Below are 26,247 nucleotides of genomic sequence, written 5' to 3' on the forward strand. Positions count from 1 at the left end.
TACCCCGGGCGTTCGGGCGGCCCGTCACAGGATGAAGTCGTAGGCGGTGAAGCTGTAGTTGGCGATGTTCACCTGGACGCGCAGGTCGGCGGTGAGGGTGGCGTCGACGTTGGCCTCGATCAGGGTGACGGTGCCCGACGCCTGGTAGCGGACCTGGCCGGCGGCGGAGAAGGCGTCGGTGCCGATGAAGGTGAAGGTGCCGTTGCCGCTGGCGAGTATGCTGGCGTCGATCTCCGACAGGTCGATGCGGTCGCCCTCCGCCCCGCGCGTGGCGTAGGAGGCGAGCCCCAGCAACGCCGCCGCCGCCACCGCGTCGCCGTTGAAGTTGACGATGACGTCGGGGGCGGCGGTCGTGGATTCGTTGAGGTTGGCGATGATGAAGCGGTCGGCGCCGGTGCCGCCATCCAGCAGGTCGGCGCCGGCCCCGCCGTGCAGCACGTCGTTGCCCGCCCCGCCCGCCAGCACGTCGTCCATCAGGTCGGTGGCGGTGGTCAGGATCGTGATGCTGCGGTCGGAATAGACGTCGCCGTACAGGATGTCCGCCCCGTCGCCGCCGCGCAGCAGATCGGCGCCGTAGCCGCCGTAGAGCGTGTCCGCCTCGGTCCCGCCGTCCAGCACGTCGTTTCCGTTGCCGGCGTCCAGGATGTCGTCGCCGGCCCCGCCCAGCAGCGTGTCGTTGCCGGTGATGCCGATGGGGTCGCCGGTCAGCCGGTCGTTGCCGAAGCCGCCATAGAGCCGGTCGTTGCCGGCCCCGCCGGACAGGCTGTCGTTGCCGTCCTCCCCGTGCAGCCGGTCGTTGCCCTCGTGGCCCAGCATGGTGTCGTTGCCGAAGCCGCCGGCCAGGATGTCGTTGCCGAGCCCGCCGCCCAGCACGTCGGCGCGGTCGGTGCCCGCCAGCACGTCGTCGCCGCTGGTCGCCGTGGTGGTGAAGGTGAGGCCGGTGAAGGTCGGCTCGGTCGGGACGATCAGGGTGGAGACGGGACGGGTCCCGTCGGTCGCCTGCAGCAGTTCCACCCCCGACAGCACGTCGGTGCCGTCGGGGCCGCTGACCACCACGCGCCCGCTGCCGTCGAGCGTGAAGCCGTAGAGGGCGATGGCGCCGGTCAGCACGAAGCTGTCGATGCCGGCCAGCCCCAGCACCAGGTCGGTCTGGCTGTCGCCCAGCGCGTCGGTGGCGGGGTTGCCGGTCAGCGTGTCGTTGCCGGTGGTGCCGGTGATGGTGCTGACCAGCCTGGCAACGACGGCGTCCCCGGCTTCCGGCTCCACCGCCTCAATCAGCGATGGCGTCATCGCCGACGTCAGCGTCGCAGCCGGCAATGCCGCCCCCGTGCGCAGCGGGCGGCCTTCCCGCCAGCCGAACAGCAGGTAATGGCGGGTGGCGGCCGTGGTGTCGGTGCCGAAGGCCGCGGCCACGTCGGGGTTGGCGGCGAGGTAGGCGCGCGCGTCGAAGCTGGTGCTCCGCCCCTCCAGCCGGCCGTTGCGGATGTAGTGGGCGGCGAGCAGGGCCGTGTCGGCACCGAAGGCGGCCGCCAGATCCGGGTTGGCGGCACCATAGGCCAGCGCGTCGAAGCTGGTGCTCCGCCCCTCCAGCCGGCCGTTGCGGACATAGTGGGTGGCGAGCAGGGCCGCGTCGGTGCCGAAGGCCGCCGCCAGATCCGGGTTGGCCGCGCCGTAGGCCAGCGCGTCGAAACCCGTGGCGCGGCGCTCGTTGCGGCCCCAGGCGGCGTAGTGGGCGGTGGCGGCGACGAGGTTCAGGCCGACCGCCCCCGCCACGTCGGGGTTGGCGGCGAGGTAGGAGAGCCCGTCGAAGGCCACGGCGGCGATGGCGCTGGTCTGGCCGGCAAGCGTCACCGTCTCGACATTGACCAGCGTGTCCATGGCGCCGTCGGCCGACATCGCGCCGTAGACGCCGGGAGCCAGCGCCACGATGACCGGCACCGCCGCGCGGTAGGCGCCGTCGCGCCAGACGTAGCGCCGGGTGTCGGCACCGTAGATGGCGCGGTCGCCGCCGTTCCCGCCGTCGAAGCGGCGCCCCACCGCAACCCCCATGTAGAAGCTGTCGTCGCCGTCGCCGCCGATCACCGTATCGACCGCGGCGAACAGCTCCGCCCCCAGCCGGTCGAGCGCGTTCGATCCCAGCGCGATGTCGAGCCCGGCGATGCGGTAGCGCACGGCGCCGGTGGGGTCATGGTCGGTGAAGCCGGTGAAGCGGGCGTCGACGGTGCCGCCGGCACCCGCTTGGCCGGCATAATCGAGCACCGTGCGGTGCCAGCGCCAGGCGGTTTGCCCCACCAGCGACAGCGCACCGGCCCCGGTGGCGAGCACGTTGCCGGAGGCGTCCAGCCGGAAGCCGTCGAGCAGATAGCCGCCCGCCGCACGGTCTTCCGTGAAGTCCAGGGCGAACCCCGCCCCGGCCACAAGCTGCGCCATGCCCCACACTCCGCGCCTTCAGCGTCCCATCGGGGCGATTTTGGGGGGCGAGGGATTAACGAGGGGTTGTTTCCACCACCGGCCGGCCATCCACCAGGTGCACGGTGATGAGCTGGTCGTGCCGGGCGCCGATCGCCTCCACCCAGAAGGCGGCGTACTCGGCCTGGGTCATGGTCCAGCGCTTGGTCGTCCCGTCGAAGCGGGCGCGCGGGGCGGCCCGGCGGCGGGCCTGGAGAAGGGGCGGGCAAGGGGTGAAGGACAGCTCGACGGCCATGATCCTCTCCGGACGCGTCTCACGAGTCGCCGGAATCATGACACAAGAGCTTGAATCACCGAATCAAAATCTTGGGGTCAGCCCGTGACCTTTCGGCTGTCCCCGAAGCTCCGACCGCGGGCGCCGTCCGGCAGTGCCCGCTTGGCGGACCCGGCCCGCCCGATACCGCCGGCCGGATCCTGCCCGAAGGTCAGATCGCCTGCAGATAGGCGGGGTCGAGCGCGCCGTGGCGGAAGGGGATCCAGTCCTTGTGGTCGGTGCGGTACTGCAGACCGTAGGGGTTCTTGAAGAAGATCTTCTGCAGCGGCTGCCCACCCTCGGCCCGGGTGCGGTCGTGGTCGATCAGGGGGGAGGGGGCGAAGATCTTTTCCCACAGCTCGGCGTTGTCAACGTCGCGGCCGGCGTTCTTCACATAGTCGCGCGCCGTGTCGCTGAGCTGCCAGGCCTCTTCGACCATCGCGTAGTAATCGGGAACACCGTCGGCCATGACCCAAAGCTCCAAACGATCGTGATGGCGCTGAATAGCGCATTTCGCGCCCCGAGGAAACCGTCAGCGCGGAACGGGATCGCCGATGTCCCCGCCGCGGGATGCGGCCCCGGCCCCCACACCGGACCCGGCGCCGGCCCCGACACCGGGAATGGCCGCCGCCAGCAGCCCGCGGCCGGACGCCCACAGGCGGCGGCCCGCCAGCGCCAGCCCCGGCAGGATGCCGGCGGCCAGCAGCAGCAGCCCCTCGCCGCCGCCCACCGCCAGCCCGGCGGCGGCCAGTCCGCCGACGGCCGTCACGGCCAGCGCCAGCCGGCCGGCCGCCGGTGCGGTGCCGGGGGCGAGCCGCCCGAACAGCAGCAGCAGCAGCAGCAGATCCACGCCGGTGCGTGCCGTCCAGGCGATGGCGGCCCCGAGCGGCCCATAGGCGCCGACCAGCAGCCACAGCGCTCCCAGATAGACCGGCAGCTCGGCGAGCTGGAGCCAGGCCGTCACGTCCATGCGGCCGGTTCCGTGGATCAGCGCGTAGGGGACATAGGCCATCGCGTTGAACAGCACACCCAGCGCCAGCACCGCCAGCACCGGCCCGCCCTGGGCGGCGAAGGCGGGCCCCAGCCACAGATCCAACGCCGGCCCGCCCAGCAGCACCGCCGCCGCCAGCACCGGCAGGAAGACCCCGGCGATCGCCGCCACGCCGAGATCCAGGATGCGGCGCAGCGCGGCCGGCTCCTGCCGGAACAGCCCGGCGGCGGTGGGAAACAGCACCCCCGACAGCGCGGCGGGGATGAACAGCAGCCGCACCACCAGCTCGAAGGGCGTGGTGTAGAAGGCCACCGCCGCCACCGGCACCAGCCCCGCCAGCACGAAGCGGTCGGCGTAGGTCATCAGCGGGCCGAGCAGGTTGTTGAGCGTCATCCAGGCGCCCAGCGTGAAGAGCGGGCGCAGCGGCTCGCGCGGGCCGCGGGGGCGCGAGGCCAACCCCGGCACCACGCGCAGGCACAGCCAGCCATAGGCCGCCGCCCCCGCCAGCCGCCCGGCGGCGATGGCGGCGATCACCGCGGCCAGGCTGTCGGTGAAGGGCAGCACCGCCACCGGGCTCAGATAGTTGAGCACCCCCACCGTCATCTTGACGAGGTTGACCCGGCGGAACTCCTGGTGCGCTTCCAGCACGCCGCGCAGGGCGGCCGAGACCAGGGCGACCGGGACGATGGCGGCGACGATGAACAGGGTGGTGCGCAGCTCCCCCGCCACCAGCGCCGAGCCGTGCGCCAGCCAGCCGGCGAGCGGCCCGGACGCCGCAGCCACCACGGCCCCGCCGGCCACACCCACCAGCCCCATCAGCGCCAGCGCCGGACGGACGATGCCCGCCACCCCGGCGCCGTCGCGCCGGCCGCGCCGCTCGGCGACCGTCTGGATCAGCGCGCGCGCCAGCCCCAGATCGAGCACCATCAGCCAGCCCAGCAGAGCCCACACCAGCGTGAGCGCGCCGAACCGCTCCAGCCCGATGCCGCCGACCAGCAGCGGGATCGACAACAGGGCGGCCAGCATCGGCAGTCCCTCGCCGAGCAGGTTCCAGATCGTGTTGCGGAGCACCTCGGGGATCCGTCTCGGGGTGGGGGTGCCGAGGAGAGAGTCTCGGGCGAACCGATTACTTAAGGCATAGTTCGGACGATAACAATGCGGGCCGTGCCGCTCATGCGCACCAACGGACGATCACCCCCCCAGCACCTCGGCTAGCGCCGCCGCCACCCGGTCCACGTCGCCGTCGGCCATGGCCGGGAACAGCGGCAGGGACAGGGCGCGGTCGTAGAAGGCGTCCGCACCCGGCAGGGACAGGCGGCCGTAGCGCCGCACCCAGAAGGGCTGGCGGTGCACGGGGATGTAGTGCACCTGGGTGCCGATCCCGCGGGCGCGGAGATCGGCCATGACGGCCGCGCGCTCCCGCCCGGCGGCGGCGAAGTCGATCAGCGCCACCATCAGATGCCAGGCCGGGCGGCACCAGGGCACATGGGCGAGCGGCCGCACCAGGGGACCAAGCGGCGCCAGCGCTCGGCCGTAGAGACCGACGAGGTGCCGCCGCCGCCCGGCGAAGCGGTCGAGCTTGCCGAGCTGGCTCAGCGCCAGCGCCGCCTGCAGGTCGGTCAGCCGGTAATTGAAGGCCGGCTCCGCCATCTCGTAATACCAGGGGTTGGGCGTGCCGGCGGCGGCGAAGCCGGCCTCCCGGTCGGCGAAATCCTCCGGCTCGCGCAGCATGCCGTGGTTGCGCAGCCGCTTCAGGCGGTGGGCCAGCGCCGCGTCATCGACGGTCACCGCCCCGCCTTCGCCGGCGGCGATGGTCTTGACGGGGTGGAAGGAGAAGGCGGCCATGCCCCCCGCGGCGCCATTCCCGACGGGCTGGACGCCGCCGCCGCGCTCATCGACGCTGCCGATGGCGTGGCAGGCGTCCTCCACCAGGGTCAGCCCGCGCGCCGCGGCGAGGCGGCCCAGCGCGTCCAGGTCGGCGGTCTGGCCGGCGTAATGCACCGGGGCCAGCGCCCGCACCCGCCAGCCGGCGGCCTCCGCCCGCGCCAGGGCGGCGGCGGCGGTCTCCGCGGTCATCAGGCCGGTGTCCGGATCCACGTCGGCGAAGGCGACCTCGCCGCCGGCGTGGCGCACCGTGCTGGCGGTGGCGAGGAAGGTGACGGCCGGCACCACCACCGCCTCGCCGGGGGCGAGGTCGAGCGCCAGGAAGGCCAGATGCAGCGCCGCCGTGCCGTTGGCGCAGGCCACCGCGTGCGCCGCCCCCGTCCGCTCCGCCAGGGCGTGTTCGAAGGCTTCCACGGCCGGCCCCTGGGTCAGCCAGTCGCCGCGCAGCACCGCCGCCACCGCGGCGATGTCGTCCTCGTCGATGCTCTGCCGGCCATAGGGCAGGAAGGACAGACCCATGGCGGGGTTCAGGCCGCCCCGGCCAGCAGCCGGGCCAGCCGTTCGCCTTCCAGCCAGTCCGTGTTGGTGTCGCTGGCGTAGCGGAAGCCGTCGGGCACCGGCCGCGCGCCCAGCCGCTCGTAGGGCTCGTGCGTCCAGAAGGCGAAGGCCGGCTCGATGACGTAGCGGTCGGGCAGTTCCACCGTCTGGCGGCTGTCGTCCTCGGTGACCATCACCTCGTGCAGCTTCTCGCCGGGGCGGATGCCGACCAGCTCCTGCGGCAGCCGCGGGGCGATGGCGCGGGCGAGGTCGACCACCCGCAGGCTGGGGATCTTGGGCACGAAGATCTCGCCGCCCTGCATCAGCGCCACACAGGACGCCACGAAATCGACCCCCTGCTGCAGCGTGATCCAGAAGCGGGTCATGCGCTCGTCGGTGATCGGCAGGCGCTCCGCCCCTTCCGCCACCAGCCGCTGGAACAGCGGGACGACGCTGCCGCGCGACCCCGCCACGTTGCCGTAGCGGACCACCGAGAAGCGCACGTCGCGACCGCCGGCCAGATTGTTGGCGGCGATGAAGATCTTGTCGGAGGCGAGCTTGCTGGCACCATAGAGGTTGATCGGGTTGGCCGCCTTGTCGGTGGACAGCGCCACCACCCGGCGCACCCCGGTGCGCAGCGCCGCGCGCACCACGTTCTCCGCACCGTAGACGTTGGTGTGGATGCACTCCATCGGGTTGTACTCGGCCGCCGGCACATGCTTCAGCGCGGCGGCGTGGATGCACACATCGACGTCGCGCATCGCCAGCTCCAGCCGCTCGCAGTCGCGCACGTCGCCGATGAAGAAGCGCAGCCGGCTGTCGCCCTTCGCCCCGAACTGCTGCTGCATCTCGTACTGCTTGAACTCGTCGCGGGAGAAGACGATGACACGCCGGGGCTTGGCACGGCGTAGCAGCGTCTCCACGAAGCGCCGCCCGAAGGAACCGGAGCCGCCGGTGATCAGCACCGACTGCCCGTCGAACTCGTTGAATCCATCGACCGCCAGGCGGTTCATCCTGTGCTCCTTGCGGGGATCCTGTGTCATCACGATCCGGTTGCGCCTGCGCTCTGCCGGGACGGCCGATCCTCCACCCTAGGAGGCACCCGCTACCAGCCGGTTAATGATCCTTGCGCACCGCAGCCGGCACGCGACAAGCGAAACCGTGGCCGGCATGCGCGATGCGGTGACGGCGCCGCCCGTCCGCTCGCCGTCGGGGTTGAACGCGTCCGGTTTCCATGTCTAGCTGGAATAGCGGAACGGCACCACGCGGTCCAGGCCGGGCAGGGGCGCCGTCCGCGCCGCCGACAGCCGCCGTCCGGATCACTCAGCACCATGCCGTCCCTTCCCGAATGCGCCGGATTCGCGCTCGCCATGGCGGCCTCGACGGTGGCCGCGGCCTCCCCCGTTCCCTTCTTCCGGGAGGTGGGGAGCGTGGGCGTCCTGTGCGCGGTCGCGGCACCGCAAGACCTGCTGGACGAGGGCCGGCTGTGCGGCTGGGCGGCGGCGGAGCTGGCCGCCGGCATGCCGGCCGGCGGCCCGGCGGTGGTGGCGCTGGTCCGCAACGACCCGCGGCTGGCCGATCCTGGGCTGCTGCTGGTGACGCTCCACGCCCATCTCGTACCGGCCGGACCGGATGGCCCGGCGCTGCTGGCGCTCGCCGCCGGGCTGCATCGCGCGCGCACCGACCTCGGACCGCCGCCCCTCTTCACCGCCCCGCCCGAGGCCCTGCCGGTTCCCGGCGGGACACCGCCGGAAGCGGCCGTGCGCTCCGCCCTCCGGCGCCTTCTGGGAACGGCCGTCACCGGCCGTCTTCCGCGTTCACCTTGACCACCCTCTGATCACCGGAGCGTGCCGGCATGCCACTCGACGACACCACCACCCCGCGTTGCGGTTGCGCCCTCTGTTCCGGCCTGATGCAGGACACCGGCATCGGACGCGCGACCACGGGAAGCACGCTCACCGGAAGCACGTCCGTCGAGGCACAGGGCGCCACCGCCTATTACATCGCCGCCCTGCTGCCGTCGGGCGCGCCGAAATGGGGTTCCTCCACCGCCGGCACCAGCGCCACCGTCACCTACAGCTTCATGACGGTGGCGCCCTCCTACGCCACCAGCAGCGACCGCTCCGGCTTCGCCACCATGACCGAGGCGCAGAAGACGGCGGTGCGCGCCGCCCTGGCCACCTGGGCGGAGGTGGCCAACATCACCTTCACCGAGGTGTCGGACAGCGGCTCCGGCGGATCGCTGCGTTTCGGCACCAACGACCAGAACGGCGTGTCCGCCGGCTACGCCTACTACCCCAGCACCAGCGCACTGGGCGGCGACGTCTATCTGGCCAACGACCAGACGAGCAACGTCTCCCCGACCGCCGGCACCTACGGCTATCTCACCATCCTGCACGAGATCGGGCACGCCATCGGGCTCAAGCACCCCGGCAACTACAACGCCGGCGGCGGCGGCACCGACGGGCCGTACCTGCCGTCGGCGGAGGACAGCTACCAATACTCGCTGATGTCCTACTACAGCCACCCGAGCCTCGGCTACAACGGGCTGGCGACCGGGCCGGCGCTCTACGACATCGCCGCGATCCAGTATCTCTACGGCGCCAACACCAGCACCCGCACCGGCAACGACACCTACAGCTTCAACGACACCACGACCGCGACGAGCCGGGCCATCTGGGACGCCGGCGGCACCGACACCATCGACGCCTCCGGCCAGACCGCCGCGGTGACCATCAGCCTGGTCGCCGGAAGCTTCAGCTCCATCGGCCCGAACGGGTCGGGCGGGCGGGCCGCCAACAACATCGCCATCGCCTATGGCGCCACCATCGAGAACGCCACCGGCGGCAGCGGCAACGACACGCTGACCGGCAACGGCGGCGTCAACATCCTGACCGGCGGGGCCGGTGACGACACGCTGACCGGCGGGACCGGCAACGACACGCTGGTCGGCGGCACCGGGACCGACGTGGCGGTGTTTTCCGGAAACCGCGGCGCCTACACGGTCACCGGCTCCGGCACCAGCCTCACCATCACCGGAAGCGACGGCACCGACACGCTGGGCGACATCGAATTCGCCCAGTTCGCCGACAGCCGCGTCAGCCTGAGCCCGCCCACCATCACCGGCGCCGCCGCGGCCGCACGGACGGTGATCGCCGGCACGACGGTCGCGGCCTCGACCCTGTTCACCGCCACCGCGCCCGCCGAGTCCACAATCACTCGGTACGAGCTGCGCGACGACACCGCCACCGCCACCAGCGGTTATCTCACCCTGTCCGGCGTGACGCAGACGGCGGGCAGCTCCTTCCTCGTCGGCAGCCTGGGCAGCGTCGGATTCGTGGGCGGCTCGGCGGACGGCGCCGACAGCCTGGCGGTGCGGGCCTACAATGGCACGCTGTGGAGCGACTGGACCACCATCACCGTCACCACCCTGACCAACCGTTCGCCCACGGTCCAGGCCAGCAAGTCCCTCACCGTCCAGGAGGGGGCCCCGGCCACCGGCCTTGGACTCACCCAGCCCAGCGACCTCGACGGGGATGCGCTGACCATCACCCTGCAGGCCCTGCCGTCGGGCGGCACGATCCGGCTGGCCGGCGGCACGGAGGTCACCTCCGGCACCGCGCTGTCCGCGACCGACATCGCCGGGCTGACCTTCACCCCGACCACGGGCTTCAGCGGCAGCGCCGGCAGCCTGTCCTACACGGTGTCGGACGGGCGGGGCGGCACGGCGTCACAGACGGTGGGCCTGCAGGTGGCATCGCTCGCCGGGCAGCTCGCCGCGTTCAATGCGCTGGCCTATCTGGCTGATTACAGCGATCTCGCCGCCGCCTTCGGCACCGACCAGGCCGCGGCGCGCCAGCACTTCATCAGCGCCGGCCGTTTCGAGGGGCGCGGCACCGGCAGCTTCGACGCCATCGCCTACATCGCGGTCAACACCGACCTCGCCGCCGCCTTCGGCACGAACCAGACCGTGGCGACCGAGCATTACATCCGCTATGGCCGCAACGAGGGGCGGCAGACCACCGGCTTCAACGCGCTCGCCTATCTCGCCGGCAACACCGACCTCGTCACCGCCTTCGGCACCGACCAGACCGCGGCGCTCCAGCACTACATCAGCTTCGGCCGCACGGAAGGGCGCAGCCAGCTCGACGCCACGTCCTATCTGGCGGCCAACGGCGACCTGATCGGCGCCTTCGGGCTCGACATATCCCAGGCATCCCGGCACTACATCGTCAACGGCCGCACCGAAGGCCGATCGACCAGCTTCGACGCCGCCGCCTACATGCAGGCCAACCCCGATGTCGCCGCCGCATTCGCCGGAAACCTGGCCGGGGCGACCGAGCACTATGTGCTGCACGGCTATTACGAGGGGCGGCTGACGCGGCCCGCCGGTTCCGGAATGCTGGCCGCCTGAACGGGGGCCGGCCGGGGGCCGGCACCGGGGGCGTCCGATGCCGCCGCGTTGCCGTCCAGCGCGTGGGCGAGCGCGGTCCAGGCCCACAGCAGGTTGCGGTGATCCGCCGCACCCCTGCGGTGCTCGTCCCAGCGCGCCGCCAGCCAGGCGGGGTCGAGCCCGATGCGCGACGCGGCCTCCGCCGGCGGGGCGGGCAGGTGGCGCAGCCAGCGGCCGAGCGGGATGCCGAAGCCCTTCTTGCGGCGCTCCAGCACGCCGGCCGGCACCAGCGGCGCCAGCGCCTTCCTCAGGATCCATTTGCGGGTGCCGCCGACCACCCCCAGGGTGCGGCCGTGCAGCTTCACCGCGGCCGGCAGCCGCCGCACGTAGTCCACCACGTCGCGGTCGAGGAAGGGCGAGCGCACCTCCAGCGAGGTCAGCATGCTCGCCCGGTCGATCTTGGTCAGCATGTTCTCGCCAAGATAATAGCGGCCGTAGAACTCCAGGCTGCGGTCGATGTCGTCGCGGCTGGCCGAGGCGTGCCACAGCGCCTCGGCCTCCTCGTAGACCTCCGCCGCGGCCTGCGGCGCGCCGAACAGCCCGGCCAGCTCGCCCACCGCCGCCGGCCCCAGCCAGGACGGCATCCAGTGGGCCGGCGCCTCGCCCAGCCCGCGCAGCGCGCGCCGGAGCTTGAAGTCGAAGCTCATGTTGCGGTCGGAGCGCGGCAACCGGGCGGCGGCGGCCTCGGCCAGCCGGTGCAGCGGACGCGGCACCAGCCCGTGGTAGAGCCGCGCCGCCCCCAGCGCGTCGAAGGTGTCGTAGCCGGCGAACAGCTCGTCGCTGCCGTCGCCGGACAGCGCCACCGTCACCCGCTCGCGCGCGAAGACCGACAGCAGATGGGTGGGCAGCAGCGAGGGGTCGGCGATGGGGTCGTCGATGCGGCGCAGGAGATCCGGGATCAGCGCCGCGGCGGTGTCCAGGTCCAGCACCTTGCAGCGGTGCTCGGTGCCGTAATGGCGGGCGGCGTCCTCGGCGAAGCCGCTCTCGTCGAAGCTGGGCTCCCGGAAGCCGATGGTGAAGGTCTTCAGCGCGGCCCCGCCCATCCGGCGCGCCGCCAGCGCCACCACCGCGGTGGAATCGACGCCGCCCGACAGGAAGAAGCCCAGCGGCACGTCGCTCATCAGCCGCCGCTCCACCGCGCGGTCGAGCAGGCCGCGCAGATCCTCCGCCCAGCGCTCCGGCCCGCCCGGCGGCGGGTCGTCCGGCACCATGCGGTAGGCCCAGTACTCGCGCACCTCGCCACGCGCCGCGGCCAGGTCCCAGACCATGGTGCAGCCGCCGGGCAGCTTGCGGATGGCCCGGTGGATGGTCCGCGGCCCGGGCACGAAGCCGTAGGCGAAATATTTGATCAGCGCCGTGTGGTCGAGATCGCCGGACACCGCCGGGTGGCGCAGCAGGGCGCGCGCCTCCGACGCGAAGGCGAGGCCGCCCGGCGTCTCGGCGTAGAAGAGCGGCTTCTTGCCGAAGCGGTCGCGCGCCAGGAACAGCCGGCCGCGCCGGCGGTCGAGCAGCGCGAAGGCGAACATGCCGTTCAGCCGCTCCACCATCCCCTCGCCCCATTCGCGGTAGGCGTGCAGCAGCGCCTCGGTGTCGGAATGGTCAGTGCGGAAGCGGTGGCCGGCCTGCTCCAGCGCGGTGCGCAGCTCCGGCGCGTTGTAGATCTCGCCGTTGAAGACGATCACCAGATCGCCGTCGGCGGTCTCCATCGGCTGGTGCCCGCCCTCCAGATCGATGATGGCGAGGCGGCGGAAGCCGAGCCGGACTGGAATGTTGTCGCGACCACCGGTGGGGAGCGTGCCGGCCCAGACACCAGCGTCGTCCGGACCGCGGTGGAGCAGCGCGTCGCGCATGCCCACGAGATCCGCGTCGGTGCCCGGACCGACGAAACCGGCGATGCCGCACATGCGAGGAAACCTTTTCGGTGGCGCGTCCGGCCCCACCCTAGCAAGCCGGCGGCAGCGGATCACGCGCTTCCGGGCCGGCGGTTTTCGGCGGGGAAGCGGCCGGACGGAGGCGGGGGCGTTTGGAGTCTTGTCGCAGCCCCCGGAAGCACCCGACAGCGGGCGATCCGCCCGTGCGTCAGCGCGTGATCTGGTGGATCTTGCGCTCGGGAATCGGCGGCGGGGAAGGGTGCAGGACGAGGCCCAGCTCGTCCACCTCCACCCGCGCGTCGGGATAGACGGCGAGCGCCAGTTGCAGCGCTTCCACGAAGCGCTTGCGGAAGTCGCGCAGGCGGCTGTAGCCGGCGCCGAACTGCTCGAACACCGCGGGCCAGGTGATCGGCATCGGCCGCGACAGGCTGTGCAGCCGGTAGGCCAGCCAGATGTAAATGTCGATGGAGGAGCTGTTGTTCTGGATGTGGCGCAGCGCCGGTTCCCAAATGGGCACGGGGTGCGCCTTCAGTTCGCGGAAGAAGGCTTCGGAGAGCAGAACCCGGTCTTCCCACAGCATCGCCTGCTGGTTGCCGGGGATGGAGGAGAAATGGATGCCGCCCTTGACGATCGAATCCTTCTCGAACCCGATGCTGTGGGCGTCCTCCCACGCGAAGGTCAGGTTGCAGGCGGCGATGCGCGAGGCCTGCTCGCGGATGTCACGGTAGGTCTGGCCGCCCACCGACAGGCCCATGCGGTCCAGCCATTCGTGCATGCTGCGGCCCAGCTCGACCTCGCGGCTGTCGGTCTGGAGCGCGCGGGTCTGCAAGTAGAGCAGGATCATCCGGGCCCGGCTGCCGTAGGGCACGCCGTAGAGCTTGAATCCTCCGCCGCGCACCGGCAGTCGACCGGGCTCGATGAGAAGGCGGATGCGGTGTCCCTTGCGCTCCCACGGCTGGTCGTCGGGCAGACGACGGTGCGGCAGGGCGGTCAACGCAAAGCCCGAATACGTGATGCCGAGGTCCTGGCGCTCCTCCTCCAGCACAGCCGCGGCAATATCGACCAGCGAGCGCTGGTCGGGATCTGTCTGGAGGGCCTTCGCCTGCTCGCGTCCCATCTGGGTGATCAGGTGGTGGAGCTGTCCCATGGCTCTGTCGTCTCGGCTTCGACTGTGATGCGGTTGTATATCACGGGGTCTGCACAGCAGCAATTTGGAGTCTTGTCGCGCAGACTATTTGTAGGATTATTTGAATCACCTACTTGTTTGAGCGACAAGACTCCAGTAGAGACTCGCGAGTCGCGCGACAAAACTCCAGATTGCGTGCGACAAGACTCCAGCGGATAGCTTGCTCCGTCTGTGGATGGTGGATTCGACGCGACAAGACTCCAGCCGAAAACTTTGTCCGGCAAGGCGAATCGGAGTCGAACCGGTGGATCCCGGCGACTCGGATGCGAATCGGTGGGGCGGGTGGAGCAGCCCCCGCGTGGCTGTGACCAGGGCCGGGCCGCCCTCCGGAGGGCGCGACAAGACTCCAAACCCGACGGCCCGTTCCTTGTCCCCGTCCGCTCCCGCCCCCCGCCTTGTGGCGGGGCGGGAGCGCGGTCTATAAGGGCCGCGCGGCATGATGGTGGTGGCATGAACAACTCGTCCCCGGAGCGCAAGATCCTTCCCGTCCTGTTGTCCGGCGGGTCCGGATCCCGGCTGTGGCCGATGTCGCGGGAGCTCTACCCCAAGCAGCTCCTGAACCTCTGCTCCGACCGCTCGATGATCCAGGACACGGCCGCCCGCGTCGCCGATTCCGCACGCTTCGCGCCGCCGCTGGTGGTCTGCAACCAGGAGCACCGCTTCGTCATCGCCGAGCAGTTCCGCGCCATCGGCTGCCCGCCCCGCGCCATCGTGCTGGAGCCGTTCGGCCGCAACACCGCCGCGGCCTGCGCGGTGGCGGCACTGATGGCGGCGGCCGACGACCCGGACGCGCTGCTGCTGGTGCTGCCGGCCGACCATCTGATCCAGGACACCGGCGCCTTCCGCCGCGCCGTCGACCGCGCCGCCCTGGCCGCGGCGGCGGGCCGGCTGGTCACCTTCGGCATCACCCCGACCGCACCGGAGACCGGCTACGGCTACATCCGCCGCGGCGGCGCGCTGACCGGACCGGAGGGGGCCGGACCGGAGGGGGCGGGGCTGGAGGGCGTCTTCGAGGTCGCCGCCTTCGTGGAGAAGCCGAACCGCGCGGTGGCGGAGGGGTATCTGGCCGACGGCGGCTACGCCTGGAACAGCGGCATGTTCCTGTTCCCCGCCGCGGTCCTGCTGGCCGAGCTGGAGCGCCACGCCCCGGCGGTGCTGGAGGCGGCGCGCGCAGCGCTGGCCGCCGGCAGCGCCGACCTCGACTTCTTCCGCCTGGACCCCGCGGCCTTCGGCCGTGCCCCCGACCTGGCCATCGACGTGGCGGTCATGGAGCGCACGGACCGCGCGGCCGTCGTTCCCTGCGAGCTGGGCTGGACCGACGTCGGCGTCTGGTCCGCCCTGTGGGAGGTCGGGGCCAGGGACGCCGCCGGCAACGTGCTGCTGGGCGACGTGGTGGCGGAGGGGGCGTCCGGCTGCTACGTGCGCAGCGAGCACCACCTGACCGCCCTCGTCGGCATCGAGGACGCCGTCGTCGTGGTCACCGACGACGCCGTGCTGGTCGCCGCCAAGGACCGCGCCCAGGACGTCAAGAAGGTCGTCGACCGGCTGAAGAAGGCCGGCCGGTCCGAGCCGGTCAGCCACCGCAAGGTGCACCGCCCCTGGGGCTCCTACCGGTCGGTGCACGCGGGCGAGCGTTTCCAGGTGAAGGAGCTGTCGGTCGCCCCCGGCGCGCGGCTGTCGCTGCAGCGCCATCACCACCGCGCCGAACATTGGGTGGTGGTGAACGGCACCGCGCTGGTCACCCGCGGCGAGGAGCAGGTCTTCGTCTACGAGAACCAGTCCATCTACATCCCCATCGGCGCCGTGCACCGGCTGGAGAATCCCGGCAAGGTGCCGCTGACCATCATCGAGGTGCAGTCGGGCTCCTACCTCGGCGAGGACGACATCGTCCGCCTCGACGATTCCTACGGCCGCGGCTGAGGCGGCGCGCCGGGGAGGGAGCCGGGGAAGGGAGACGGGCGGTGCGGGTCGGCGACACCGTGCGCAAGGCGCTGAAGCTGCTCCGGCTGCTGCCGGAGCCGCTGTTCCGGCGCGGGCTGGCGCACGGGGTGGCGGCGGCGGTGGAGCACCGGGCGGCCCTGGCCGGGCTGGCCCCGGCCACGGTGATCGACGTCGGCGCCCACCGCGGCCAGTTCTCGCTGCTGGCGGCGGCGCTCTTCCCCGACGCCGCCATCCACGCCCTGGAGCCGCAGCCGGAGGCCGCCGACGCCTATGCCCGGCTGTTCGCCGGCAACCCGCGGGTGCGGCTGCACCGGGTCGCCGCCGCCGAGCGGGCGGGGGAGGCGGTGCTGCACTTGGCGCGCCGCAGCGACTGTTCCTCCCTGCTGCCGATCGGGGCCGGTCAGCTCCGCTTCGCGCCGGACAGCGCCCCGGCGGGGACGCGGAGCGTGCCGGTCGCCACGCTGGACGGGCTGTTCCCGGCCGACACCATCGCCCGGCCCTGCCTGCTCAAGCTCGATGTGCAGGGCGGCGAGCTGGCGGCACTGCGCGGCGCCGGGCGGCTGCTGGGCGCGGTCGACCATGTCTACGCCGAGCTGTCCTTCCGGCCGCTCTACGACGGCCAGCCGCTCGCCCACGAGCTGGTGGCCCACCTCGCCGCCCAGGGCTTCGGGCTGGCCGGGGTGGGGGTGGCGACGCGCGACGCCGCGGGTGCCTGCGTGCAGGCCGACCTGCTGTTCCGCCAGGTGGCCAGTGGGCGGGTGGAAGGCGGGCGGGTGGACGGCGGGTCGGGATGAACGCGGTCGGGGCATTGCCGGAGGAGCCGCTGGCCGTTTCCTTCGTGCCCGGCATCGGCCGCATCGATAGCGCGGAGTGGGACGCCTGCGCCGGCACCGCCGATCCCTTCGTGACCCACGCCGTCCTGGCGGCCTTCGAGGAGGGGGGCGTGGTGCGGCCGGAGACCGGATGGCAGCCCCTGCACGCCACGGTGCGCGACGCCGCCGGACGGCTGGTGGGGGCGGCCCCGGTCTACGCCAAGGGGAACGCGGCCGGCGATTTCTGGCCGGAGCGGCCATGGGCCGACGCCTTCGCGACGGTGGGCGGGCGCTATTACCCGAAGCTGCTGGTCGGCGTCCCCTTCACCCCGGTGGCCGGCCCCCGCCTGCTGCTGCGCCCCGGCGCCCCGCCGCACACCGCCCGCACTCTGGTGGCGGGGCTGGAGACGCTGGCGCGGGAGAACCGCCTGTCCTCCATCCACGCCGCCTTCCTGGAGGAGGTCGACCGGAGGCGCCTGTCGGAGGCCGGCTGGCTGCCGCGCCAGGGCGTGCAGTACCGCTGGGACAACCCCGGCTACCGCTCCTTCGACGACTTCCTGGCCGCCCTCACGCCCAAGCGCCGCGGCAACGTCCTGCGCGAGCGGCGCGCGGTGGCCGCCAGCGGCGTGCGTGTGCGCATCCTGCCCGGCGATCGCATCCGGCCGGCGGACTGGGACGGCTTCATGCGGCTGTACGAGGCCACCCACCGCCGCCGCGCCACGCCGCCGCCCCTGACCCCCGGCTTCTTCCGGCGGCTGGGGGAGGCCATCCCCGGGCGGCTGCTGATGATCGTGGTGGAGGAGGACGGCGTTGCGGCCGGCGCCGCCGTCCGCGTGCTGGGCGACGGTATCCTGCACATGCGTCACTGGGGCGGTGACGGAGCCCACCGCTTCCTGCATTTCGAGGTCTCGCTCTACCGCACCATCGAGTACGCCATCGAGCAGGGCTACGCCGCCATCGACGGCGGCCATGGCGGGCCGCACAAGGGACAGCGCGGCTTCCGTCCGGCGCTGGTGCACGGGATGCACTGGTTCGCCGACCCGCGCCTGCGTGACGGCGTCGCCCGCTTCCTGGAGGTGGAGCGCGCCAATGTCCGGCAGCACCGGGAGGCGCTGGCGGCCCGCTCGCCCTACCGCGCCCGGCCGATGACCGGTGCCGGACAAGGGGGTGCCGGACAGGGGGGGCCGGACGCAGGCCTCGGCCCGCCGTCCTAGGGCGTCCGGTCGCGTTGGCGCGGGGTGGCGATTTCCTGTAGGGTTCCGGAGCCCTTCAACCGAAGGACGTCGGCAACGTCCAATTTTCAGCGACCCGGCATGACCCAGACCAGCGACACGCCCCCCGACCACGCGATCCCCGAACTCTTCGCCGACGGCGTGCTCGACGTCGGTTTCGGCAACGGGATGGTGCGGATCGACCTGTTCAGCCTGTCGGCGGTGCGCCGCGACGCCAACGGCCAGCCCCTGCCGGCGCTCCGCCAGCGGGTGGTGATGAGCCTGCCGGGCTTCCTGTCGGCGCTCCAGGCGATGGAGGGGATGCGCCGCCAGCTCGAGCAGGCCGGCGTGCTGCCACCGCCCGCCGCCCGCGCCGCAACCCCGGCCGAGACGCCGTCCACCGTTCAGCCGCCGGCTCCGCCGCGCTCCCCGAACTTCGGCTGAGGCGGCACCCGGCCGCCGCCGGAACGATCCCCGGAACGATCCGTCGCCGGAAAGCCCCATGTCCGAAGCCGTCCTTCCCTTCCCCCGGCCGCCCGAGGCGGCTCCCCCCGCGCCTCCCAAGCCGGCGCCCGACACCGGGCTGACCTGCCTCGTCATGGTCGGGCTGCACCACGGGCTGCGGCTGTCGGTGGAGGCGCTGCGCCACCGCTTCACCCTGCCGGCCGGCGAGCCGGCGGCGGACGAACTGCGGCGGGTGGCGAAGGGCAGCGGCTTCAAGGCGGAGCTGCGCAGCCTCGGCTGGGACGATCTGGTGGCGCTGCCGCACGTCTTCCCGCTGCTGGCGCGGCTCGCCAACGGCAACACCGTGGTGCTGGTCGGCATCAACCGTGCCGGGGCGGAGCCCAGGGTGGGGGTGGTGGACCCGCTGGCCGACCGGCCGGGCGTGATCGAGCTGGACCGCGAGCGCTTCACCCGGACCTGGACCGGCGAGATCCTCTTCCTGAAGCCGGTCTTCGGCATCACCGATCCGGACCAGCCCTTCGGCATCGCGTGGTTCATCCCGGAGGTGCTGCGCCAGGGCCGCGCCTTCCGCGACGTGGCGGTGGCCGCCATCGTGCTGCACCTGCTGGCGCTGGCGGTGCCGGTCTATTTCCAGATCGTGATCGACAAGGTCCTGGTGCACCAGGCCGTGACCACGCTGGAGGTGCTGACGGTCGGCGTGCTGGCCGCGCTCGCCTTCGAGTCGGTGTTCCGCTTCCTGCGCCAGTTCATCCTGCTGGCCGCCGCCAACCGCATCGACATAAGGCTGCTCAACCGCACCTTCGGCCATCTGCTGGACCTGCCCGTCGGCTTCTTCGAGGCGCATCCGGCCGGCGTCACCGTGCGCCACATGCAGCAGGTCGAGCGCATCCGCGAGTTCCTGACCGGGCATCTGCTGTCCACCGTGCTGGACAGCCTGGTGTTGCTGGTCTTCCTGCCCTTCCTGTTCTTCTACAGCGTCAAGCTGACGCTGATCGTGCTGGGCTTCGCGGCGCTGATCGCGCTGGTGGTGGTGGCGCTGGTGCCGGCCTACCGCTCCCGCCTCCAGGATCTCTACACCGCCGACGCCGAGCGGCAGGCCATGCTGGTGGAGACCATCCACGGCATGCGCACGGTGAAGTCGGCGGCGGCCGAGCCGGTGCAGCGCCGGCTGTGGGACCGCCGGGCGGCGCGCGCGGTCGGCATGCACTACCGCGTCGGCAAGCTGTCGCTGACCGCCCGCGCGCTGACCGAGTTCCTGGAGAAGGCCATGATGGTCGCCGTGGTGGCGGCCGGCGCCTTCGATGTTTTCGATCGCGAATTGACCGTCGGTGCGCTCATCGCCTTCCAGATGCTGTCGGGCCGGGTGGTGACGCCGCTGGTGCAGATCGTCGGCATCGTCCACCAGTACCAGGAGACGCTGCTGTCCGTGCGCATGCTGGGCACGGTGATGAACCAGCGGCCGGAGCCGCGGCGCGAGGGCACGGGCGCCGCCCCCACCTTGCGCGGGGCCATCGAGATCGACTCCGTAACGTTCCGCTACCGGCCCGACCGGCCGCCGGCGTTGGACGGGGTGTCGCTCGCCGTCCGGCCCGGCGCCGTGGTCGGCATCGTCGGCAAGAGCGGATCCGGCAAGAGCACGCTGATGCGCCTGCTCCAGGGCTTCCACCCCCTGCAGGAAGGGCGCATCCGTTTCGACGGGGTGGACATCCGCGAGCTGGACCTGTCGCACCTGCGCCGCTCCATCGGGGTGGTGCTGCAGGACAATTTCCTGTTCCGCGGCTCCATCCGCGAGAACATCGCGCTGACCCGTCCCGACGCCCCGCAGGAGGCGATCATCGAGGCCGCAAGGCTGGCCGGCGCCGACGAGTTCATCGAGCGCCTGCCCGAGGGCTACGACACGCTGGTGGAGGAGGGGGCGAGCAACCTGTCCGGCGGCCAGAAGCAGCGCCTCGCCATCGCCCGCGCCCTGCTGACCCAGCCGCGCATCCTGATCCTGGACGAGGCGACCAGCGCGCTCGACCCCGACAGCGAGGCGATCGTCATGACCAACCTCGCCCGCATCGCCCGCGGCCGCACCGTGCTGATCGTCACCCACCGGCTGTCGACCCTGACCGGCTGCGACACCATCGCCGTCCTCGACCAGGGCCGCCTCGCCGACCTCGCCCCCCACGCCACCCTGCTGGAGCGCTGCGCGCTCTACCGCCACCTCTGGCAGCAGCAGAACCGCGGGCGGTGAGGGGGGTGTGGTATGATGGCGACGATGGAGTCACGAGGGAGACGGCCATGACGCTGCGGATCGCCGACCCCGGGCTGGTCGCCAAGATCGACCGGCTGGCCCGGATGACCGGGCTCGGCCCCGCCCAGGCCGTCGAGACGGCGGTCGACCAGATGCTCGCCGGTCGGGAGTCCGAAGCCGGGGACGACGCTGTCTGGGAACAGGCGACCGCCATCCTGGCCGAACTCGACCGGATTCCGGATCGGCCCGGAACGGCACCCGCGTCAGCGGACGCGTGGCTTACGGAGAACCAGGAGGCGTTGGAAAGCTCCAACGCCTATGTGGAGGCGCGTGGAATGCCGCTGGCCAACTCCCGCCGCTTCTGATGGTCGCCCTATCGCTGCATCCCAAGTGGGTTCTCGTCAAAATCCCAATTCCGCTTGGCGAATAGCTGGTGTTTGAGCTATGAGCTGCGAGACAGGAGTTATGCAGTCGTAAGCGGGTTCAAAAATTCTTACAATATGTTGCGCGCTCTCGAGCAATGAGTGAAGCTTGTTTGCCGGATTATTGCTTGGTATTCCCAACCTCCTTACCTTGGCAGGCGTTTTCTGAAATGATCTATTGAACAGCCTGTCATGATGGCTGCATATGTTTCTTAGATCTATCAAAGAATTAATCCAACTCGTAAGAATTTCTCTATCGGGCAATGAAAATTGCCTTGCAATGGCATTCGCCAAGATTGGCGATAGATTACCGTAAAAATAATTTGCATCTCCAAATGTCCATAGATCTTTCATCGTCCATATAGGAGGCAACATGGGAGGATTGTATGTATCAAAATAGTGCTTTGCGCGCGGATCAGCCGATTTTTTCTTCAAGTATATGGTCATCAAGCTATGAAGGATGTTCTTTTGTAGGTTCTGATTTGCAAACACGCTCAGATCAAAATAAGGGTGAGCGCCATACTGGGCACTCAGATATTCAGATATTACATTTCGGAATATTATCTCAACGCGAGCGCAGACCTGGAAACAGACAAGTCGCAGCTTTCCGTCAAAATCATAGATTTCGATGATATCATCAAATGTAACGCCTGATTCAAACGGCCGTCCCGGAGCTGAGATATGTCGTCGACTCAGAAAGTATATACGCAGGCGATTATACCCAAATTGCTCGATAGCACGTGCGGCTCTTGCGGGATCGGAAATATGAAGCCCCTTGGCCGTAAGGTGCGCTATGTGGTCTGCGGTGGAGCAATGTAGCTTTGTGTATGGTTGATGAGTCATGGCTATTTGAAAATAGAAGGGCTGCCCTTTTGCGCTTCAATCCCAAAGGCCATTACAGCTTCTGAGAAGAGAGGCGTGGGCAGCCCATGACCATATGACTATGAGAAGCCTTGCCCATAATTGCAACAGTCAAGCGCAACCTATTTCAGGGCCATGCTAGGCAACACCAGTTATGCAACTGGTGTTGCCTAGCATGGCCCTGCATAAAAGTCAAGGGCAAATCACGTATTGATTTTCAATGGATTGGCTCATACCATATGCCCTATGTCTGTTGCAAAAAAGATATTTGAAACGAATATGGCGCCTCTCGCTTCAATCGAATCGGAATTGCTACGGCGGCTTTCGGAGATAGAGTCGCAGATCGCGGATTTGGAAGCCGAGCGCAATGCGCTGCAAAGGCTGATCGCAAAAGTAAGATTGGAAGAATCAGGCAATAAAGATGTTAAGCGCCGAAACAGCTTGTCTCGGATAATTGTTGAAGGGAAAATTTTGGAACTTCTTAAGTCATCTTCCGGCCCTGTTTCAGGAAATGTATTGTACAAGTCAACGCTTTCAGTAGTGCCTAGCCTTAAAGATGTCACCTTCCGATCGTATCTTCATCGCATGAAGGAAAAAGGATTGATTGAACCGGCCAAAGGGATTGGGTTTTGGCGGATGCCGAAGACTCAATAGGAGGCGCATTGGTCAGGCGATGACCCCGCTTGTCGGGCTACCCATGGTTCCAGCCTTGCCAGACCATCGCTTGTAGTGTAGGATTTTGTTCATTAGACGCCTCACCCGACCCTCCGGCGCAGTGTGAACTGAACATGCTCTGCACAATATTTCATGGCGTTTCAAATGTTCCATCCGCGGCTCCGGGGGCGGTGACGGCCTAGGAATGGATACCGCAGCCGACAGCCCCGCCCCGCCTCCCCGCCGCCTTCTACCACGCCTCGGCTTCCGCCGCGGCGCCCCCGCCTTCGCGGTGGAGTTCCTGCCGGACGGGGAGGCGATCGAGCGGGCGCCGATGCCGTGGCTGGCGCGCTCCACCCTCTACGCCCTGACGGCCCTGCTGGCCGCCGTCGTGCTGTGGGCGGCGCTGGCACAGGTCGACCGCACGGTGTCGGCGGGCGGACGGCTGGTCACCACGGCCCCGCTGGTGGTGGCGCAGCCGCTGGAGACGGCGGTCGTGCGGTCGGTGGCGGTGGAGGCGGGCGACGCGGTGAGGGCCGGCGACCTGCTGGCGACGCTCGACCCCACCTTCGCCGCCGCCGATCTGGCCGACCTGTCGGCGCGGCTGGCCGCGGTGCAGGCGCAGATCGGCCGGCTGGAGGCGGAGCTTGGCGGCCCCCCCTTCGACGCCGCGGCGGCCGGGGCGGACGGGCCGGTGCAGGCCGCCATCCTCGAGCGCCGCCGGGCCGAGCACCGCGCCCGGCTCGACGCCATGGACGAGCGCGCCGCCCAGCTCCGCGCCGAGATCGCCACCAGCCAGAGCGCCCGCAAGGGTCTGGCCGAGCGGGTGGCGCTGATGGCGGAGGTGGAGGACATCCGCCGCCAGCTCGTCGAGAAGCAGACCGGCTCCCGCCTGTCCTGGCTGGACGCGCGGTCGGAGCGGATGCGGCTGCGCGACGAGCTGGAGTCCATGGCCAACCGCGAGCGCGAGTCCGGGCACGAGCTGGCCCGCGTCGCCGCCGAGCGCGCCGCCTTCACCGACGAATGGCGGCGCAAGGCGGCGGAGGAACTGGTCGAGCAGCGCCGGCAGCGCGCCACCCTGGTCGAGCAGATCACCAAGGCCGAGCGGCGCCGCTCGCTGGTCACCCTGACCGCCCCGGTGGACGCGGTGGTGCTGGAGGTCGCCAAGCGCTCGGTCGGGTCCGTCGTGCGCGAGGCCGAGCCACTGGTCACCCTGGTCCCCGCCGGCGTGCCGCTGGAGGTGGAGGCCGAGATCCCGTCGGCCGACATCGGGCTGGTGCGGGCGGGCGACACCGTGCGCGTCAAGCTCGACGCCTTCCCCTTCCAGCGCCACGGCACCCTGACCGGCGAGGTGCGCACGATCAGCGCCGACGCCTTCCAGCGCGGGGCCTGGGGAGCTGGGGCCGGCGGGGCGGGCGGGGAGGGTGCGGCGAACGGTCCGCCCGGCCCGCGCGATGGGGCCGCCGTCTTCCGCGCCCGCATCCGCCTGACCGGGACGGCGCTGGAGGGGGTGCCGGCGGGCACCCGCCTCAGCCCCGGCATGGTCGCCACCGCGGAGATCCGCATCGGCACCCGCTCGGTCCTGTCCTACTTCCTCTACCCCGTCATCCGCGCCTTCGACGAAAGCATCCGCGAGCCGTGAGCCGTCCATGACCCTGCCGACCCTTGAACGTCCGGACGCCGTCCCGCGCGACGCCGCCACCTTCGCCCTGCCGGGCTCGCCGCGGATCGCGGTGCTGATCCCCTGCTACAACGAGGAGCCGTCCATCGCCGCGGTGGTGCGCGATTTCCGCGCGGCGCTGCCGGGGGCCGTGGTGTACGTCTACGACAACAACTCCCGCGACCAGACGGTGGAGCGGGCGCGCGACGCCGGGGCGGTGGTGCGGCACGAGCCCCTGCAGGGCAAGGGCAACGTGGTGCGCCGCATGTTCGCCGACGTGGAGGCGGACGTGTATGTGTTGGTCGACGGCGACGACACCTACCACGCCGCCTCCGCCCCGCTGCTGGTGCGACGGCTGTGGGAGGACCGGCTGGACATGGTGAACGCGGCGCGTACGGGGGGTGGTGCGGCCGCCTACCGCCCCGGCCACCGCGCCGGCAACCGCCTGCTGACCGGGCTCGCCGCGCGCATCTTCGGCAAGCGCGTCAACGACATGCTGTCGGGCTACCGGGTCTTTTCCCGGCGCTTCGTGAAGAGCTTCCCGGCGCTGTCCACCGGCTTCGAGACGGAGACCGAGCTGACCGTGCACGCGCTGGAGCTGCGCATGCCGGTGGCCGAGCTGGCCACCCCCTACAAGGAGCGCCCACCCGGTTCGAGCTCGAAGCTCAACACCATCCGCGACGGCGTGCGCATTCTCAGGACCATCGCCGTGCTGGTGAAGGAGGAGCGGCCGCTGCCCTTCTTCGCCGGCTTCGCCCTGCTGTTCGCCCTGCTCTCGGTCGGGCTGGCCGGGCCGGTGGTGGGCGACTGGCTGGAGACCGGGCTGGTGCCGCGGCTGCCCACGGCGGTGCTGTGCACCGGGCTGATGCTGCTGGCCTTCCTGTCGCTGGCCTGCGGGCTGGTGCTGGACACCGTCACCCGCGGCCGGCGCGAGATGAAGCGCATGCGGTATCTCGCCGTCCGCGGCCCCGGCGTGGAGCCCGGTGTGGAGAAGACGGGGTGAGGCCGCTCTACCGACCGGCGAAGCCGCTCCAGCCGAGATCGCGCAGCATCGCGGCGCGGGCGCGCACAGCCCCGGCGTCGGGATAGATCAGCATCAGGCACGCGTCGGGCGCGCTGTCCGCGGCGGGCAGGCAGGCCAGCCCGGCGGCGAGCTGGCCGGAGCGGGCGTCGAGGTAGGGCCGGCTCTGCCAGCCGGCCAGCAGCAGCAGCCCCGTCACCACCGCCGCCAGCCCGGCCCCGGCCACGCGTGGCAGGACCCGGCCCGGCAGGCGGCGCAGCGCCAGGATGCCCAGCGCGATGGCCGACAGGGCGAAGAGCTGGCCGAGCGTCACGTAGCGGCTGCCCAGCGCCTGGGCCACCCCGAAGACCACGCGCCCCAACCCGGTGACCAGCGCGTTGGCGCCGGTGAAGGCGGCCAGCGCCAGCCAGGGCAGCAGCCGGGCGCGCTCGTGCCAGCCGGTGGCCAGAAGCCAGCCCGCGCAGCCCAGCACCGCCGCGAGCATCAGGAACCCGTACAGGTCGGGGGTGAGGCCGAGCAGGTCGCCGCGCACCAGCGGGCTGACGAGATAGCTGGCGATGTAGGCCAGCAGCGGTCCGGGGTTCGCCAGCACCTCCAGCGGCGGGACGGAGCCGGGGATCACCGGCCGGAACCAGCCCGCGAAGAACACGGCGCAGCTCGCCACCGCCACCACCACCCAGGCCGCGGCCAGGGGCAGCCGCCGGGGGCGCGGGTGCAGCAGGATCATCAGCAGCCCGGCGGGCCACAGCATGATGCCGCTGGCGACGCTGAACTGCACCACGCCGGCCGCCGCCGCCGCCCCGGCCAGCGCCGGCCAGGGGTTGCGCGCCGCCAGCGCGCGGTCGAGCAGCAGCACCGTGCCCAGCGTCGCCAGCAGGCTGAGGAACCATTGAATCTGCCAGCCCCACAGCCAGTTCTCCCACTGCGTCAGCGAGAACAGCAGCAGCGACAGCACGAAGGGCGTCCACAGCCGCAGCGCCGTCCCGGCCCCCGCCAGCAGTGGCCGGAGCATCGCCAGTGCCACCCCCAGCGCCGCCAGCGCCAGCGCGAGGCTGACCGCCAGCTCGGCTCGGATGTCCCAGCCGGTCAGCGGCGCCAGCCCCACCATGATCAGGTTCGGGAAGAACATCCGGTGTTCGTTGTGCTGGTGGAGCAGATCGGCGAGCGCCAGCGTCCCGTCCCGCTGCTTCACCAGCAGCGGCACCAGCTCCCACTGGTCCCAGAAGGGAACGTTCACCCCATAGGCGAAGATGACGGCGGCGGTCACGGCGACCGGCAGGGCGGCGAGGAGGATCTGGAGCGGGCGGATCATCGGATGCG

The 26,247-nt window shown here is 70.9% G+C and carries 21 protein-coding genes; 11 read left to right on the forward strand and 10 right to left on the reverse strand.

Annotated features, from left to right (window positions below):
- Positions 1-24 precede the first annotated feature (24 nt).
- The 6 genes from HL658_RS33785 to pseB form a co-directional block, all read right to left on the reverse strand.
- Positions 25-2,430 (reverse strand): calcium-binding protein, encoded by a 2,406-nt coding sequence (locus HL658_RS33785; RefSeq protein WP_180286422.1) that lies wholly within the window; start codon positions 2,428-2,430, stop codon positions 25-27.
- Positions 2,431-2,485: 55 nt separating this feature from the next.
- Complete coding sequence (locus HL658_RS33790; protein ID WP_180286423.1) at positions 2,486-2,704, reverse strand: hypothetical protein; 219 nt, start codon at positions 2,702-2,704, stop codon at positions 2,486-2,488.
- Positions 2,705-2,894: 190 nt separating this feature from the next.
- On the reverse strand, positions 2,895-3,191 hold the full coding sequence (locus HL658_RS33795; protein ID WP_180286424.1) for a hypothetical protein: 297 nt from the start codon (positions 3,189-3,191) through the stop codon (positions 2,895-2,897).
- 63 nt (positions 3,192-3,254) lie between these two features.
- Positions 3,255-4,784 carry an oligosaccharide flippase family protein gene (locus HL658_RS33800; protein ID WP_180286425.1) on the reverse strand — a complete coding sequence of 510 codons (1,530 nt, stop codon included), beginning with the start codon at positions 4,782-4,784 and terminating at the stop codon, positions 3,255-3,257.
- Positions 4,785-4,904: 120 nt separating this feature from the next.
- On the reverse strand, positions 4,905-6,116 hold the full coding sequence (pseC, locus tag HL658_RS33805; protein ID WP_180286426.1) for a UDP-4-amino-4,6-dideoxy-N-acetyl-beta-L-altrosamine transaminase: 1,212 nt from the start codon (positions 6,114-6,116) through the stop codon (positions 4,905-4,907).
- 8 nt (positions 6,117-6,124) lie between these two features.
- A complete protein-coding gene (gene pseB / locus HL658_RS33810; protein WP_180286427.1) occupies positions 6,125-7,147 on the reverse strand; it encodes a UDP-N-acetylglucosamine 4,6-dehydratase (inverting) in 1,023 nt (340 codons plus the stop codon).
- Between the two features lie 318 nt (positions 7,148-7,465).
- Here pseB and HL658_RS33815 point away from each other — a divergent pair, with 318 nt between their 5' ends.
- Together HL658_RS33815 and HL658_RS37910 are read left to right on the forward strand one after the other, a co-directional pair.
- Entirely contained in the window at positions 7,466-7,960 is a 495-nt protein-coding gene (locus tag HL658_RS33815) for a hypothetical protein (protein ID WP_180286428.1), read from the forward strand.
- 29 nt (positions 7,961-7,989) lie between these two features.
- Positions 7,990-10,548: a M10 family metallopeptidase C-terminal domain-containing protein gene (locus tag HL658_RS37910; protein ID WP_180286429.1), complete on the forward strand. Its 2,559-nt coding sequence runs from the start codon at positions 7,990-7,992 to the stop codon at positions 10,546-10,548.
- On the opposite strand, the gene asnB is transcribed toward HL658_RS37910, so the two are convergent.
- Positions 10,497-12,491 (reverse strand): asparagine synthase (glutamine-hydrolyzing), encoded by a 1,995-nt coding sequence (gene asnB, locus HL658_RS33825; protein ID WP_180286430.1) that lies wholly within the window; start codon positions 12,489-12,491, stop codon positions 10,497-10,499. The two genes, HL658_RS37910 and asnB, sit on opposite strands and share 52 nt — an antisense overlap.
- Before the next feature lie 175 nt (positions 12,492-12,666).
- The gene (locus tag HL658_RS33830; protein ID WP_180286431.1) at positions 12,667-13,605 is read right to left on the reverse strand and encodes a replication protein RepA; all 939 of its coding nucleotides are present in this window, start codon (positions 13,603-13,605) and stop codon (positions 12,667-12,669) included.
- Between the two features lie 489 nt (positions 13,606-14,094).
- Between HL658_RS33830 and HL658_RS33835 the strand changes: the two genes are divergently transcribed.
- The 6 genes from HL658_RS33835 to HL658_RS33860 all read left to right on the forward strand — a co-directional run bounded on the left by HL658_RS33835 (position 14,095) and on the right by HL658_RS33860 (position 20,674).
- Positions 14,095-15,564 (forward strand): mannose-1-phosphate guanylyltransferase/mannose-6-phosphate isomerase, encoded by a 1,470-nt coding sequence (locus HL658_RS33835; RefSeq protein ID WP_180286432.1) that lies wholly within the window; start codon positions 14,095-14,097, stop codon positions 15,562-15,564.
- A 41-nt stretch (positions 15,565-15,605) separates the two neighbouring features.
- Positions 15,606-16,379, forward strand: a complete 774-nt coding sequence (locus tag HL658_RS33840; protein ID WP_180286433.1) for an FkbM family methyltransferase — start codon at positions 15,606-15,608, stop codon at positions 16,377-16,379.
- Positions 16,376-17,611 carry a GNAT family N-acetyltransferase gene (locus HL658_RS33845; protein WP_180286434.1) on the forward strand — a complete coding sequence of 412 codons (1,236 nt, stop codon included), beginning with the start codon at positions 16,376-16,378 and terminating at the stop codon, positions 17,609-17,611. Before HL658_RS33840 ends, HL658_RS33845 begins: the two co-directional genes overlap by 4 nt.
- 99 nt (positions 17,612-17,710) lie before the next feature.
- Positions 17,711-18,052 carry a hypothetical protein gene (locus HL658_RS33850; protein ID WP_180286435.1) on the forward strand — a complete coding sequence of 114 codons (342 nt, stop codon included), beginning with the start codon at positions 17,711-17,713 and terminating at the stop codon, positions 18,050-18,052.
- A 58-nt stretch (positions 18,053-18,110) separates the two neighbouring features.
- Positions 18,111-20,309 (forward strand): peptidase domain-containing ABC transporter, encoded by a 2,199-nt coding sequence (locus tag HL658_RS33855; protein WP_180286436.1) that lies wholly within the window; start codon positions 18,111-18,113, stop codon positions 20,307-20,309.
- A 47-nt stretch (positions 20,310-20,356) separates the two neighbouring features.
- Entirely contained in the window at positions 20,357-20,674 is a 318-nt protein-coding gene (locus HL658_RS33860) for a type II toxin-antitoxin system VapB family antitoxin (RefSeq protein ID WP_180286437.1), read from the forward strand.
- Between the two features lie 36 nt (positions 20,675-20,710).
- Here the strand turns inward: HL658_RS33860 and HL658_RS33865 are convergent, their stop codons facing one another.
- Entirely contained in the window at positions 20,711-21,574 is an 864-nt protein-coding gene (locus tag HL658_RS33865; RefSeq protein ID WP_180286438.1) for an Abi family protein, read from the reverse strand.
- A 297-nt stretch (positions 21,575-21,871) separates the two neighbouring features.
- Here HL658_RS33865 and HL658_RS33870 point away from each other — a divergent pair, with 297 nt between their 5' ends.
- From HL658_RS33870 to HL658_RS33880, 3 genes are all read left to right on the forward strand, one after another.
- On the forward strand, positions 21,872-22,246 hold the full coding sequence (locus HL658_RS33870; RefSeq protein WP_180286439.1) for a hypothetical protein: 375 nt from the start codon (positions 21,872-21,874) through the stop codon (positions 22,244-22,246).
- 205 nt (positions 22,247-22,451) lie between these two features.
- Positions 22,452-23,888, forward strand: a complete 1,437-nt coding sequence (locus HL658_RS33875) for an HlyD family type I secretion periplasmic adaptor subunit (RefSeq protein WP_180286440.1) — start codon at positions 22,452-22,454, stop codon at positions 23,886-23,888.
- 7 nt (positions 23,889-23,895) lie between these two features.
- Positions 23,896-24,909, forward strand: coding sequence for a glycosyltransferase family 2 protein (locus tag HL658_RS33880; RefSeq protein ID WP_180286441.1), 1,014 nt, complete (start codon positions 23,896-23,898; stop codon positions 24,907-24,909).
- Positions 24,910-24,916: 7 nt separating this feature from the next.
- Here the strand turns inward: HL658_RS33880 and HL658_RS33885 are convergent, their stop codons facing one another.
- Positions 24,917-26,239, reverse strand: a complete 1,323-nt coding sequence (locus HL658_RS33885) for a hypothetical protein (protein WP_180286442.1) — start codon at positions 26,237-26,239, stop codon at positions 24,917-24,919.
- Positions 26,240-26,247: the final 8 nt, after the last annotated feature.

The organism is Azospirillum oleiclasticum (genome assembly GCF_013423485.1).
Lineage (GTDB): Bacteria > Pseudomonadota > Alphaproteobacteria > Azospirillales > Azospirillaceae > Azospirillum > Azospirillum oleiclasticum.